Consider the following 13,633-nt stretch of genomic DNA (forward strand, 5'->3'; position numbering starts at 1 on the left):
AGCCTCGGAACGGTTGACGAGTCAAGATGGAGTCAAAAGCAGAAAGAAGTGATCAACTTTCGTCTCGGTCGGACACTTTAAGCAGGTTGCCGCCAGCAGCGGGATTCAGCCAAAGCGGATGGCGGTTACCGTATTGGTCGACGTAAGTAACTTTTGTCGAGCCGTTTCGTTTCGGCGACGGTGGTCCCAGGCGCGTGCGTAGGCGAATGGCATGCGCGACACCTCGCGGGGTATTGATCGGAAACGCGATTCTTCGATTGGTGATGGTCAAGTTCGGGTAGATGATTTCCCGGGTATCATTCACTTGATAAGCGGCTTGTTGATAAAAGCCACGAGACTCACGACGGTAGTGCCAGTTGTTTTGGTGGGAGGGCGTGTGTTCACTGTAGCGGATCTGGTAATTAGGGTCGCTGAACCTGAGTTCGTATCGGTCGAGGTCCCAGTTGTCGCCGCTTTTCAAATCGACGCGTTCCACGCTGAAACGATCCGCCCTGAACGTATAGTCTTGAGAAAGCCCGCGCAGTGAAGCAGAACTGTTCGAGCGGCCACTGATCACATCGCCGCCAGTGGCAGTGGCGCGGTTGTTGGTGTGGTACGTTCGACCGCCATAGGTGAGCCTGGCGCCAAGTTTGGTCGTTCCGACGGCCTTGGTGGAAAGGTAGAACGTCCTGCTGCTTCCCTGTCCAGAGAAGTTGGCGTTACGCGAGGTAAAGTGACGCGCGGTGAAGTTGGAAGGATGAAAATCGAAGCAGGGATTTTTGAACCGGGAAATACTGTACTGGCTGGGTGGCAGGCGGGCGCCGGTGTTGTAATCGATGAATTCGACCTGATCCAGAATATGATCAGGCACTTCGATTATCTCACCGCGATGGTTACGTGCTCCCACGACTACGGTGATCGGCGTCTGCTGATAGCCGTTTGCGTACAGCACGCATTGGGTGTTGTCCTGATCACTGTTGAGGCCGCGTACCTGGAAGAAATCCAGGTGAGCGGTCGATGCGGACCTTGGCCTGGGCGCTCGCCGGGTCGTGACCCGCAGATCGACGCGCTGCTTGCCGTCGAAACCGATATTGAGATAGTGAGAGGTCCCGTGCCTGTCCACAGCGTGCAGGGTGCAGGGTCCTTCTCGGCGTGGCGCTCCCGAGAAGTATGGAATATGGTGATCGCCTTGGGCCAGTACTACGAGCTGGCCGTCGGAAACATGGTCGACATGGTGCACTTTTCGATTGTCGACAAAGTCACCCTGTAACCCCAATGTTTCATCGTAGTGCACGTGTGTATCGCCCGGCAGGGCGATACCGACATGAGTGGCAAAGCGCTCGTCGAAAGCGCGCTCATGCCAGCGGATCATGCCGCGCCTGTCGTATTTCAAGAACTCGGCATAGGCAAAATCAACAGTGCGTGGCGACAGCGCCCACTCATGAATGAAGGTGCCACTGGCAACGGAACCCTCATCGCGTACTTGTTCGAATATATAGTCTTCGGGAAAAGACGAAGAGGGTGCGGCCATGGCCGTCAGTTCAAGGGATGAGTCGAACGGGATGTTATCCGTATAGTAATGGACGCCCGGTGACTGGGTGATTCGGGCGCGCAGGGCCAGTTGGCTTCCCGCGGTGGCACGGCTCGACACGAAAAAGGAAACTGTTTTCGGCGCATCGAATAACACGCGAGCGACGGGGCTCGAGGCTGTGAACGTGTTCAAGGTCGGGTAATAGTCGAATCGAGGGTCGTGCTCTTTCGAATAGAACCACGCCTGGCGTGGGTCGGTCGAAAGCGGCGCATAACTACCGTCCGCTTGTTTCACGACCAAGGTAATACTCTCGAGTTGCTCAGGGGTGATCGCCAGGCCGGTATGTTCATTGGCTTGGACTTCGACGTTTACTTTGATTTGTTGCCGGCCATTATTGAAAGCCATGGGGGCCGACGACCCCAGTGTCAGTTCAAAATTCCACAGCCACGCATCCACAGAGCTGGGAAGAGTTGGTACATCTTTCATCGCGTTCACCTAGCGGTACTGAATGGAGAAGCCACGGTAAACAACCGGCCATTCGGGGAGTACTGGCAGACCCGCTAGGGAAGTGATCGCGAAAGGGGTAGTAGTTCCTCGTGAACTATCGCTTATCGCCAACATAAAAAACCCGGCTTGCGCCGGGTTTTTCATGTGCATGATGCTTACTTGACTTCGACTGCCAGGCTCTGGGCAATCTTGTTCTGCCACAGGGCAGGACCGGTGATGTGCACGGACTCGCCATTGCTGTCGACCGCGACGGTGACCGGCATGTCCTTGACCTCGAACTCGTAGATCGCTTCCATGCCCAGTTCGGCGAAGGCCAGGACCTTGGACTTGCGGATCGCCTGGGCCACCAGGTAAGCGGCGCCGCCGACGGCCATCAGGTACACGGCCTTGTTGTCCTTGATCGCTTCGATGGCGGTCGGGCCGCGCTCGGACTTGCCGATCATGCCCAGCAGGCCAGTCTGCTCGAGGATCTGACGGGTGAACTTGTCCATGCGGGTCGCGGTGGTCGGGCCGGCTGGGCCTACCACTTCGTCACCGACCGGGTCGACTGGGCCGACGTAGTAGATGAAGCGGCCCTTGAGGTCGACCGGCAGCTCTTCGCCACGGTTGAGCATCTCGACCATGCGCTTGTGCGCAGCGTCGCGACCGGTGAGCATCTTGCCGTTGAGCAGGATGGTCTCGCCCGGTTTCCAGCTGGCGACTTCTTCCGGAGTGATGTCGTCGAGGTTGACGCGGCGGGCGCTCGGGCCGGCTTCCCAGACGATTTCCGGGTAGGCGTCCAGCGACGGTGCTTCCAGCTCGGCCGGGCCGGAGCCGTCGAGCACGAAGTGGGCGTGACGGGTGGCAGCGCAGTTCGGGATCATGCACACCGGCAGGGACGCGGCGTGGGTTGGGTAATCCATGATCTTGACGTCGAGCACGGTGGTCAGGCCGCCCAGGCCCTGGGCGCCGATGCCCAGTTGGTTGACCTTTTCGAACAGCTCCAGGCGGATTTCCTCGAGGCGGTTCTGCGGACCGCGGGCTTTCAGCTCATGGATGTCGATGGATTCCATCAACACTTCCTTGGCCATCACCGCGGCCTTCTCGGCGGTACCGCCGATGCCGATGCCGAGCATGCCAGGCGGGCACCAGCCAGCGCCCATGGTCGGGACGGTCTTCAGGACCCAGTCGACGATCGAGTCGGACGGGTTGAGCATGGCCATCTTCGACTTGTTCTCCGAACCGCCGCCCTTGGCTGCGACGTCGACTTCGACCTTGTCGCCGGGGACGATGGAGTAGTGGATGACGGCCGGGGTGTTGTCCTTGGTGTTTTTGCGGGCGCCGGCCGGGTCGGCCAGGATCGAGGCACGCAGGACGTTCTCAGGCAAGTTGTAGGCGCGACGCACACCTTCGTTGATCATGTCGTCGACGCTCAGGGTGGCGCCGTCCCAGCGCACGTCCATGCCTACGCGGACGAACACGGTGACGATACCGGTGTCCTGGCAGATCGGGCGGTGGCCGGTGGCGCACATGCGCGAGTTGATCAGGATCTGGGCGATCGAGTCGCGTGCGGCGGGCGATTCTTCACGCAGGTAGGCTTCGTGCATCGCCTGGATGAAGTCGACGGGGTGGTAGTACGAGATGAATTGCAGGGCATCGGCGACGCTCTGAATCAGGTCGTCTTGCTTGATCACGGTCATGCAGCGCGCTCCTCTTAAAGACGGGAACATTCAAAAAGACGCTCGACGGTGCCGACCAGCGTGTCGAAACGCCTTGCAAGGCGCGCCGGCAGGCTGGCCGACGCAAAAGGGCGCGGCAGTATAGCGCGCCTCAACGAGCGAAACACCTGCGCGTGGTCAGGACCATGGTCGGCAATGCGCGGGCATCGTTCTTGCTGGGGATGTACGATGAACACCGCTATGCAACCTGGAGATCCCCGAAATGCCCGAACTCTGCGTGGGCGAGCGCCGCTGGACGGTGCCAGCCGGCAGCAATCTGCTCGACGCTCTGAACGCGGAAGGCCTCAACGTGCCCTACAGCTGCCGTGCCGGCAGTTGTCATGCCTGCCTGGTGCATTGCCTGGCCGGGCAGCCGGCGGATGCCCGGCCCGAGGCCCTGGCGTTGGACAAGCACGCCCAGGGCTGGCGTCTGGCCTGTCAATGCCGGGTGGTCGAGGATCTGCATGTGGCGGCATTCGACCCGCTGCGCGACGGCGTGCCGGCCCAGGTCTGCGCCGTGGACTGGTTCGGCGATGTGCTGCGCCTGCGCCTGCGACCGGAACGTGCGCTACGCTACCAGGCCGGACAGCACCTGGTGCTGTGGCTGGGTACGGTAGCCCGCCCTTACTCCCTGGCCAGCCTCCCGGGTGAAGATGACTTCCTGGAGTTTCATATCGATTGCCAGCGGCCAGGCGCTTTTTGCGACCAGCTGCGTGGCGTGCAGATCGGCAGCCAACTGCGCCTGGGCGAGCTGCGCGGCGGCGCGTTGCACTACGATCCGGACTGGCAGCAACGACCGCTCTGGTTGCTGGCGGCGGGCACCGGGCTGGCGCCGTTGTGGGGCATCCTGCGCGAGGCGCAGCGCCAGGGGCATCAGGGCGAAATCAAGGTGATGCACGTGGCGCGCGATCACGCAGGGCATTATCTGGCCGGGCCATTGCAGGCGCTGGCCGGGGTGAGTGTCGAGTGTGTACTGGCAGAGGCGCTGGAAAGTGCGCTGGCGGGGTTGCGACCATCCTCGCGGCAGACGGTGGCGCTGCTGTGCGGGTCGCCGGGGAGTGTCGAGCGGTTTGCCCGGCGGCTGTTCATTGCCGGGGTGCCGCGGGGGCAGGTGTTCGCCGATGAGTTCGTCGAGCATGCCTGAGTGAGCCGGGAGGGCTTCGCCCTCCTTTCGCGACGCAAGGCCGCTCCCACACATCTATCGCATACCAGGGATTGCGCGGTAGGTGTGGGAGCGGCCTTGTGTCGCGATAGGACCGCAAAGCGGTCCTCTTTAGCGCAGGATCAACCGACCAGCGGATCACCGACATGCAGGATCTTCATGCCGTTGGTGCCACCTATGGTGTGGTAGCTGTCGCCCTTGGTCAGGATCACCCAGTCACCCTGTTCCACCAGGCCGCGCTTGATCAGCTCGTCCACGGCAGCTTGGCTGACCTTGTCGGCCGGCAGTGCAGCCGGGTCGAAGGCGATCGGATAGACGCCGCGGAACATCGAGGCGCGGGCCTGGGTGGCGCGGTGCGGCGAGAGCGCGAAGATCGGCACGTGCGAGCGCAGGCGCGACATGATCAGCGGGGTGTAGCCGCTCTCGGTCAGGGAGATGATCGCCTTCACGCCCGGGAAGTGGTTGGCGGTGTACATGGCCGCCAGGGCGATGCTCTCGTCGCAGCGCTCGAAGGTGGTATGCAGGCGGTGGCTGGACTTCTGGCTGGTCGGGTGCTTCTCGGCACCCAGGCAGATGCGCGCCATGGCCTGGACCGCTTCGATCGGATAGGCACCGGCGGCGCTTTCGGCCGACAGCATCACCGCATCGGTGTTGTCCAGCACGGCGTTGGCCACGTCGGACACTTCGGCGCGGGTCGGCATCGGGTTCTGGATCATCGACTCCATCATCTGGGTCGCCACGATCACCGCCTTGTTGTTGCGGCGGGCGTGCTGGATGATCTTCTTCTGGATGGCGATCAGCTCGGCGTCGCCGATTTCCACGCCCAGGTCGCCACGAGCGACCATCACCGCGTCAGAGGCGGCGATCAGTTGGTCGAGGGTCTCGTCGTCGGCCACGGCTTCGGCACGTTCGATCTTGGCGACCAGCCAGGCGCTGCCACCGGCTTCGTCGCGCAGCTTGCGGGCGTATTCCATGTCGCTGGCATCGCGCGGGAACGAAACGGCCAGGTAGTCCAGGTCCATTTCCGCGGCCAGCTTGATGTCGGCCTTGTCCTTTTCGGTCAGGGCCGGAGCGGTCAGGCCGCCACCTTTGCGGTTGATGCCCTTGTGGTCCGACAGCGGGCCACCGATGATCACCACGCAATGCAGGGCATCGGCGGTGGCGGTTTCGACGCGCATGACCACGCGGCCATCGTCGAGCAGCAGTTCGTCGCCGACGCCGCAGTCCTTGACCAGGTCCGGGTAGTCGATCCCGACGATGTCCTGGTTGCCTTCGGTCAGCGGGTGCGCGGTGGAGAAGGTGAACTTGTCACCGACTTTCAATTCGATGCGCTTGTTGCTGAATTTGGCGATGCGGATCTTCGGACCCTGCAGGTCGCCCAGCAGTGCGACGTGGCGGCCATTCTTGGCGGCGATGTCGCGGATCAGGCGCGCACGTGCCTTGTGCTCGTCCGGGGTGCCGTGGGAGAAGTTCAGGCGTGCCACGTCCAGGCCGGCGAGGATCAGCTGTTCGATCACTTCCGGCGAATTGCTGGCGGGGCCAAGGGTGGCGACGATTTTGGTACGGCGGATGGTCATGCACAGACTCCTATAGTGAAGCGCAGCGAAAGGCTACTCCTGAATCGCGCTGTAGTCATTGTTCCGTTGCACTACCTGCAAACGGCGCAGGGTGGCGTTTGAACGGGCGGGGTATCCTTGCAAAACGGTGTGAAGATTTGTGGGCAAAGGCCGATACCCTGGCATCAAAGGAGATTCCCCCATGCGAGCCCTGATTGTTTTGGCACTGGCGGTCAGCACCGTCGGCTGCACCCGCTGGTCCATGGACCACCACTTGAACAATGCCTACCGCGCCTACGACCGTGGCGACTGCCAGCGGGTGATGCTGGAACTGTCGCAGGTCGACCGCACCAGCCGTGCACGACCGTTCATCCACCCCGAGGTGTCGCTGCTGCGTGGCCAGTGCCTGGAGCGCCAGCAACTGTTCGTCGATGCGGCCCAGACCTACGAGTACCTGATCCAGCAGTACCCGCACAACGAATACGCCTACCGCGCTCAGGCTCGTCTGCAGACCTTGGAAAAGCTGGGCCACTACCGCCGTGGCGAGCCGGCCGTGGCGAGCCCGGTCGCCACCTCTCCTTGGCGTTAACACCAAGGTATCTTTTATTTAACGGGATTTGCCGCGCAGCCTGGAGTAACCTGTAAGCAAGATGTAACGACAACCGCCAGTTCCTCGTATTCCTGGCATCGGGTACGGACTGCACTTGCGATCATGTTCATCAAGCGCCATATCGAACGACACCAGCTCCCCTGCGTGCTCAAGGTGTACAACCGCTTTACCGATCAGTCGATCGGCCAGTTGGGTAATGCCTCCGAGGACGGGTTGATGCTGATCAGCCAGTTACCGGTCCTGGTTGGCCCGGACTACGAGCTGCAGTTGCGTCTGCCGCTGCCTGGCAATGGCCAGCAGTTGGTCGACCTCACCGCGAGCTGCCTGTGGTGCCGCGAAGACCAGACCCCTGGCCATTACGATTCCGGTTTCATGTTGCTGCAAGCGCCCCGCGAGTACGAGGAATTCGTCCGCTCGCTGCGCGACTATTTCAGTTTCAGGCCGGCCAACGCTTCCGCCTGAAAGTACGTGGGTTAGAATCGGGGCGACCTCGATAAGGACGACCCCGTGAGCTCCAGCATTTTCTGGCACGACTATGAAACCACCGGCATCAACCCGCGCTGTGACCGCCCGCTGCAGGTAGCAGGCGTGCGCACCGACTTCGAGTTGAACGAGATCGACGAGCCGGTCAACCTCTTCTGCCAGCCTTCCGACGACATCCTGCCGCATCCGATGGCTTGCCTGGTAACCGGCATCACGCCGGCGCAACTGGCCAAGCAGGGCCTGTGCGAAGCCGAATTCATGACCCGCGTGCACGCCGAGCTGTCGCGCCCCGGCACCTGCGGGGCGGGCTACAACACCCTGCGTTTCGACGATGAAGTCACCCGCTACAGCCTCTATCGCAATTTCTTCGACCCCTATGCCCGCGAGTGGCAGGGCGGCAACAGCCGCTGGGACCTGATCGACGTGGTACGCACCGCCTATGCCCTGCGCCCCGAGGGCATCCATTGGCCGCAGCAGGACGGGCGCACCAGCCTGCGCCTGGAGCTGCTCAGCAAGGCCAACGGCATCGAACATGGCCACGCCCACGAGGCGCTTTCCGACGTACGGGCGACCATTGCCCTGGCGCGGCTGATTCGCCAGCGCCAGCCCAAGTTGTATGAATGGTTGTTCCAATTGCGCAGCAAGCACAAAGTCATGGAGCAGGTGCGTTTGTTGCAGCCGCTGGTACATATATCCGGGCGTTTTTCTGCAGCGCGTAATTATCTGGGCGTGGTCTTGCCACTGGCGTGGCACCCGCGTAACCGCAATGCATTGATAGTCTGCGACCTGCAGCAGGAAACCCTACCGTTATTGCGGGAAAGTGCCGAAGTGCTGCGCAAGCGGTTGTACACGCGGCACGAGGACTTGGCCGAAGGTGAATTACCCGTGCCGTTGAAGTTGGTGCAGATCAACCGTTGCCCGGTACTGGCGCCGCTCTCGGTATTGCGCCCCGTCGATCAACAACGGCTCGGCGTGGATATGGCGCTATTGCAAGCACGTGGCGAACAGCTGGCCCATCAGCAGGGGCAATGGCAAGACAAGCTGGACTCCATTTATGGCCCGGAAGAATTTGCCCCTTGCGACGATCCGGAACAGCAACTGTATGACGGATTCATCGGAGACCGTGATCGTCGCTTGTGCGAGCAAGTTCGCACGCTGGAGCCTGCGCAATTGGGCCACGGGCACTGGATGTTCGATGACCCGCGCCTACCGGAATTACTGTTCCGTTATCGCGCCCGAAACTTCCCCGAGACACTCGGCGCCGAGGAGCGCCAACGCTGGTTTGCATTCTGCCAGCAGCGTTTGTCCGACCCGTCGTTCGGTGCGCCCAATACACTCGGTGATTTCGAGCAGGCCAGGCAGGCCGCCTGGGCCGATACGGACGAGGCCGGGCGCCGGGTTCTGGATGCCTGGCAGGCACATGCCCAGGCGTTGCGTGAGCAATACGCTATTACCGCTTGAATGTACAAACAACAACGCCGGCGGTGAGCCGGCGTTGTTGTTATGACGCGACGAATTGTCGCGGACTGCTATCAGTCCAGCAGGGTCGCCCAGCTTTCAACCACGTCGCCACCCCATTTGGCTTTCCACTCTTTCAGGGTCTTGTGGTTGCCGCCCTTGGTTTCGATCACTTCACCGTTGTGCGGGTTCTTGTATTGCTTGACCTTGCGCGCACGCTTGGTGGTGGCAGGTTTGCTGGCGCCACGTGGGGCCTTGCTCAGTTTCGATTCTGGGTCGAGCAGGGCAATCACGTCGCGCAGCGACTTGGAATATTCACCCATCAGCGCACGCAGTTTGCCTTCGAACTCCAGTTCTTTTTTCAGCTTGTCATCCTGCGACAGGTTGGCCAGGCGGGCCTGAAGTTCCTTGATGGCTTCTTCGGTGGCGCGGTATTCGTTGATCAGGGACATGGAGTGGTCCTTAGTGCGAGTTCGGGAAATGTGAGGCCAATAATAGACAGGCCATACTCTCAAGTAAACATATAAATAAGCGCAATCCTCTTAACTACTAGGAAACAACATATTTCCCAGGTTAAGAAAAATTTACTTTGGGTCCTACAATTCGTCATGTCTCGTAACAGATGCTGTGACGCCGTCGCGGGATGACGCAGCGGCTGTCGAGCACGGCCGCTCGGCGCAATGATTACTGCGTTTTTCACTGCAGGCCGCTAGAATGGGCGCCTTTGCGAAGTTCTGGAGTTTCATTCATGCGCACCTATCGTCTGGTGATCGCCTGCCCCGACCGTGTTGGCATCGTGGCGAAAGTCAGTAATTTCCTGGCCCTGTACAATGGCTGGATCAACGAAGCCAGCCACCACTCGGATGAACAGAGTGGTTGGTTCTTCATGCGCCATGAAATCCGCGCCGAATCTCTGCCGTTCGGTATCGAGGCCTTCCGTGAAGCCTTTGCGCCGATCGCCGAAGAGTTCTCCATGACCTGGCGCATCACCGATTCGGCACAAAAGAAGCGCGTGGTGCTGATGGCCAGCCGCGAGTCCCACTGCCTGGCCGACCTGCTGCACCGCTGGCACACCGATGAGCTGGACTGCGAGATCCCGTGCGTGATCTCCAACCACAACGACCTGCGCAGCATGGTGGAGTGGCACGGTATCCCGTTCTTCCACGTGCCGGTCGACCCGAAGGACAAGGCACCAGCCTTCGCCGAAGTGTCGCGCCTGGTCCAGGAGCATGGCGCCGATGTCGTGGTACTGGCCCGCTACATGCAAATCCTGCCGCCACAGCTGTGCCAGGACTACGCGGAAAAAGTCATCAACATCCACCACAGCTTCCTGCCGTCGTTCGTGGGTGCCAAGCCTTATCACCAGGCGGCGCTGCGGGGCGTCAAGTTGATCGGCGCGACCTGCCACTACGTCACCGAGGAACTGGATGCGGGCCCGATCATCGAGCAGGATGTGGTACGTGTGAACCATGCCGACAGCATTGAGGACATGGTGCGCTTCGGCCGTGATGTCGAGAAGATGGTGCTGGCCCGCGGCCTGCGTTATCACCTGGAGGACCGCGTGCTGGTGCACGGCAACAAGACCGTGGTGTTCGACTGATCAACCTGCCTGTCGCCTGCGGCGCTCCAGCAGTGGACGCGCCACCAGGCAGACGAACACCGGCCCACCGGCCAACAGGTAGAAGTAGTAGGTGACGGCGCGCCAGATCAGGATCGCCGCAGCCGCCGTCGAGCTGCCGACCAGCGGCGCGAGCAGGCTGGCCGAGGTCAACTCGGCGGCCCCTGCACCGCCTGGCAACAGGCTGAACTGGCCCGCGCTCAGCGACAGCATCTGCACCAGGAAACTGGGAATCCACGCAAGTTCCACTCCCAAGCCGCGCAATACCAGGTACAGCACGCTGTAGCGCAGGCTCCAGTGCGCGCAGGTGAGGGCGAACACCAATGCCAGGGTGCGCTTGGGCAGCCGCCAGGTCTGCGCCAGGGCGCCGATGAAGCGCAGCAGCTTGCGTGCCCAGCGCAGCCTGCGCCGGGGCGACATGCCAAGCTTGCGCAACAGCTGACCGTTGAAACGCATCACGCCGTGGCGATAGCGCAACAGGACGATGATCACCGCCAGTGCCGAGCACAACAGCATCGCGCTGCCTAGCAGCATGCCCTGCTGGCTGCGTCCCAGGCTGTGGAACAGGGCGTACCCGGCAATCGCCAGCATCGCGCAGAAGAAGAACACCAGATCGTTGAGCTGATCCATGGCGAACACCGCGCCACTGCGCGCAGGGCCGATGCGGTCGCGGGCCAGCAAGGCCATCAGGGTCAGCGGCCCACCGCTGCCGCCGGGTGTGGTGCAGATGGCGAATTCGGTGGCCATTACCACGCCTAGACTGCGCACCCGGCCTAGTTGGGCGCCGTGCTGGCCGAGCAAGAGGCGTAGGCGCACGGCGTTGATCACCCAGCACAACAGGATCATCCCCAGCAGGCTCGTGAGCAGACCGCCGTCGAATGCCTTGAGCCGTGGCAACAACTCGTCGCCGCCGAGCAGGGCCGGCACCAGCATGGCGAACAGCAGGGCCAGGCCCAGCCAGCCCAAGCGGTTCATGCGCTTGCCTGGCGCTGCAGCCAGGCGGCCTTGGTCAAAGGTTCGCGGCCTTGGTTCAGCAGGGTTTCGAGGGTATCGAGCCAGTACTGCCGCGAGCTGTGGTGGCGCATGTCCACCGGGTGCAGACCCAGGCGCAGGGTAGCGGCCTCGCGCCAGCGCTTGCGCTGCCACTCGCAGAGTACCTTGGACAGTCCGCGGCGCCAGGCGCTACGGGCGCTCCACACCAGGCCGGGGGCGTCGATGGCGGTGAACTCCGGCAGTCGATAGAGATGCTGTGGTGTGCTCGTGTAGCGCAGTGGAAGGCGGCGCAAGGCCTGGCGGGTACCCTCGCTCATCAGCCAGGCCGGTGCGACGAAGCCATGGACCGGCCAACCCTGCTGCTGGAAAACCGCCAGCCCTGCCTCCAGGCGTTGCAGGGCCTGGGCTTGGTCGAGGGTGAAGAATTCGCCTTCGTGGGTGTACACACGGCGCATGAAGAATTCTCTGGGGCTGCGCGCCGGGGGGCCATCGTCGGCATGGTAGAAGCCATGCAGGGCCAGTTCGTCGCCCCGTGCCAGGCGCTGTTCCAGCAAACGGCAGAAATCGGGGGCTCCGGCCAACGCGTTGCGGTGGTGAAAGTCCGGCACCACCAGGCAGGTCATCGGCACGTTACCCAGGGCATCGACGGCCTCGACGAACGGCTGGTAGTCCGGCCAGGTCTCAGGCGCCATATCGTGCAGCACCAGCATCAGGCTGCGCGGGGCGGTACCGTTTTCAACCATGGGCGCGCACCTGTGGCTGGTGGCCAAGCACCGCCTGGTAGTGTTGCAGCAGGCCACTGACCACGGTATCCCACGAGTAATGCTGCTCGACGTGGCGGCGGGCCTGCATGCCCAACTTGCGTACACCGGCTTCGAACGCCTCGCGCACGGCGTGGGCCATGGCCTGGGCATCGTTGGCCCGGCACAGGCGACCGCACTGCTCGTTGACCAACTCGCCAAAGGCACCTGCACGCACCGCAACCACTGGCGTGGCACTGGCCATCGCTTCGAGGATCACCAGGCCAAAGGTTTCCTGGTCGCCAGCGTGTACCAGCAGGTCGGCGCTGGCCATCAATCGGGCCACTTCATGGGGTGGGCAGAAGTGGTCGATCACGCTGACGTTGTCGGGCACTGCGGCCGGCATGTTCGAGCCTACCAGCAGCAAGTGATAGGGGCGGCCCAGACGCTGCATGCATGCGAGCAGCACTGGCAGGTTCTTCTCGCGTGAGCCGCGCCCGGCATAGATCAGCAGCCGGCTGGTGTCGGGGATGCCGAGCTCGGCGCGTAGCTGCGGATCGCGATGCTCGGGGTGGAAGGTGGCCAGGTCGACACCCAAGCGCTGCACGTGTACATCGCGCACGCCAAGGCGGCGCAGCTTGTCGGCCATGACCTGGCTGGGCGCCAGGACCCGGTCGAAGTTGCCGTAGAGCTTGCTGACATACGCCTCGACGTTCGGCGTGAACCAGTTACCCATGCGGTTGCTCACCAACAGCGGCAGGTCGGAGTGATAGAAGCCGATCACCGGCACATCCAGCTTGCGCCGTGCTTCCAGCGCGGCCCAGGCGGTCAGGTAGGGGTCGCCGACTTCGATCAGGTCGGGCTGTAGTCGTCGCAGCACATTGCACCACGGCGCGAGGCGGACCGGAAAGCGATAGCCCTTGCCGAAAGGCAGCGGTGGGGCGGGTACCTGGTAGACGCCGTTTTCATGACAGGCGTTGCGACCGGGGATCAACAGGCTGTGGCTTACGCCTGGGATGGCGTCGAGACGGTGGTGTTTGGCATCAAGATAGGTACGTACGCCGCCACTGGCCGGGGCGTAGAACATGGTGATGTCGGCGATGTGCACGATCAGCATCCCTCCAGGATCGTCTTCGGGTCTGTCATCCGGCTGTAACCCGCCGGCGATGACGCACCTAGAAGTTGACCTACCTGAAGGATAGTTTGTTCGATCGGGCTTGGATGGGGTGGGAGATGCTTCGCGGGTAAACCACGCCTGCAGGATGATCGAAATCCCTGGGGTCGTACGATTCCTGCAGG

At 62.2% G+C, this 13,633-nt stretch carries 12 protein-coding genes; 5 read left to right on the forward strand and 7 right to left on the reverse strand.

From position 1 onward, the window contains the following. Positions 1 to 52: 52 nt before the first annotated feature. Together E6B08_RS05710 and E6B08_RS05715 are read right to left on the reverse strand one after the other, a co-directional pair. Positions 53 to 1,996, reverse strand: a complete 1,944-nt coding sequence (locus E6B08_RS05710) for a hypothetical protein (protein WP_136913126.1) — start codon at positions 1,994 to 1,996, stop codon at positions 53 to 55. 176 nt (positions 1,997 to 2,172) lie between these two features. Then, complete coding sequence (locus E6B08_RS05715) at positions 2,173 to 3,696, reverse strand: fumarate hydratase (RefSeq protein ID WP_136913127.1); 1,524 nt, start codon at positions 3,694 to 3,696, stop codon at positions 2,173 to 2,175. 241 nt (positions 3,697 to 3,937) lie between these two features. Here E6B08_RS05715 and E6B08_RS05720 point away from each other — a divergent pair, with 241 nt between their 5' ends. Continuing rightward, positions 3,938 to 4,858, forward strand: a complete 921-nt coding sequence (locus tag E6B08_RS05720; RefSeq protein ID WP_136913128.1) for an iron-sulfur-binding ferredoxin reductase — start codon at positions 3,938 to 3,940, stop codon at positions 4,856 to 4,858. A 140-nt stretch (positions 4,859 to 4,998) separates the two neighbouring features. Here the strand turns inward: E6B08_RS05720 and pyk are convergent, their stop codons facing one another. After that, the gene (gene pyk / locus E6B08_RS05725) at positions 4,999 to 6,453 is read right to left on the reverse strand and encodes a pyruvate kinase (protein WP_136913129.1); all 1,455 of its coding nucleotides are present in this window, start codon (positions 6,451 to 6,453) and stop codon (positions 4,999 to 5,001) included. A 181-nt stretch (positions 6,454 to 6,634) separates the two neighbouring features. Between pyk and E6B08_RS05730 the strand changes: the two genes are divergently transcribed. From E6B08_RS05730 to sbcB, 3 genes are all read left to right on the forward strand, one after another. Further along, complete coding sequence (locus E6B08_RS05730; RefSeq protein WP_136913130.1) at positions 6,635 to 7,021, forward strand: tetratricopeptide repeat protein; 387 nt, start codon at positions 6,635 to 6,637, stop codon at positions 7,019 to 7,021. A gap of 123 nt (positions 7,022 to 7,144) precedes the next feature. Further along, positions 7,145 to 7,504 (forward strand): PilZ domain-containing protein, encoded by a 360-nt coding sequence (locus E6B08_RS05735; RefSeq protein ID WP_136913131.1) that lies wholly within the window; start codon positions 7,145 to 7,147, stop codon positions 7,502 to 7,504. Between the two features lie 45 nt (positions 7,505 to 7,549). Further along, positions 7,550 to 8,986, forward strand: a complete 1,437-nt coding sequence (gene sbcB / locus E6B08_RS05740; protein WP_136913132.1) for an exodeoxyribonuclease I — start codon at positions 7,550 to 7,552, stop codon at positions 8,984 to 8,986. Positions 8,987 to 9,057: 71 nt separating this feature from the next. Here the strand turns inward: sbcB and mvaT are convergent, their stop codons facing one another. Next, entirely contained in the window at positions 9,058 to 9,435 is a 378-nt protein-coding gene (gene mvaT / locus E6B08_RS05745) for a histone-like nucleoid-structuring protein MvaT (protein ID WP_136913133.1), read from the reverse strand. A 296-nt stretch (positions 9,436 to 9,731) separates the two neighbouring features. On the opposite strand from mvaT, the gene purU reads away from it, so the two are divergent. Further along, a complete protein-coding gene (gene purU, locus E6B08_RS05750) occupies positions 9,732 to 10,583 on the forward strand; it encodes a formyltetrahydrofolate deformylase (RefSeq protein WP_136913134.1) in 852 nt (283 codons plus the stop codon). Here purU and E6B08_RS05755 read toward each other — a convergent pair whose 3' ends face one another. From E6B08_RS05755 to E6B08_RS05765, 3 genes are read right to left on the reverse strand one after another with little or no spacing between them, the layout of a single operon-like run. Next, positions 10,584 to 11,576, reverse strand: coding sequence for a lysylphosphatidylglycerol synthase transmembrane domain-containing protein (locus tag E6B08_RS05755; protein ID WP_136913135.1), 993 nt, complete (start codon positions 11,574 to 11,576; stop codon positions 10,584 to 10,586). Next, positions 11,573 to 12,337, reverse strand: coding sequence for a DUF2334 domain-containing protein (locus E6B08_RS05760; protein WP_136913136.1), 765 nt, complete (start codon positions 12,335 to 12,337; stop codon positions 11,573 to 11,575). Before E6B08_RS05760 ends, E6B08_RS05755 begins: the two co-directional genes overlap by 4 nt. Beyond that, complete coding sequence (locus tag E6B08_RS05765; protein ID WP_136913137.1) at positions 12,330 to 13,451, reverse strand: glycosyltransferase family 4 protein; 1,122 nt, start codon at positions 13,449 to 13,451, stop codon at positions 12,330 to 12,332. The genes E6B08_RS05760 and E6B08_RS05765 overlap by 8 nt, the downstream gene beginning before the upstream one ends. Between the last annotated feature and the right edge of the window lie 182 nt (positions 13,452 to 13,633).

Source organism: Pseudomonas putida (assembly GCF_005080685.1).
Taxonomy (GTDB): Bacteria; Pseudomonadota; Gammaproteobacteria; order Pseudomonadales; family Pseudomonadaceae; genus Aquipseudomonas; species Aquipseudomonas putida_V.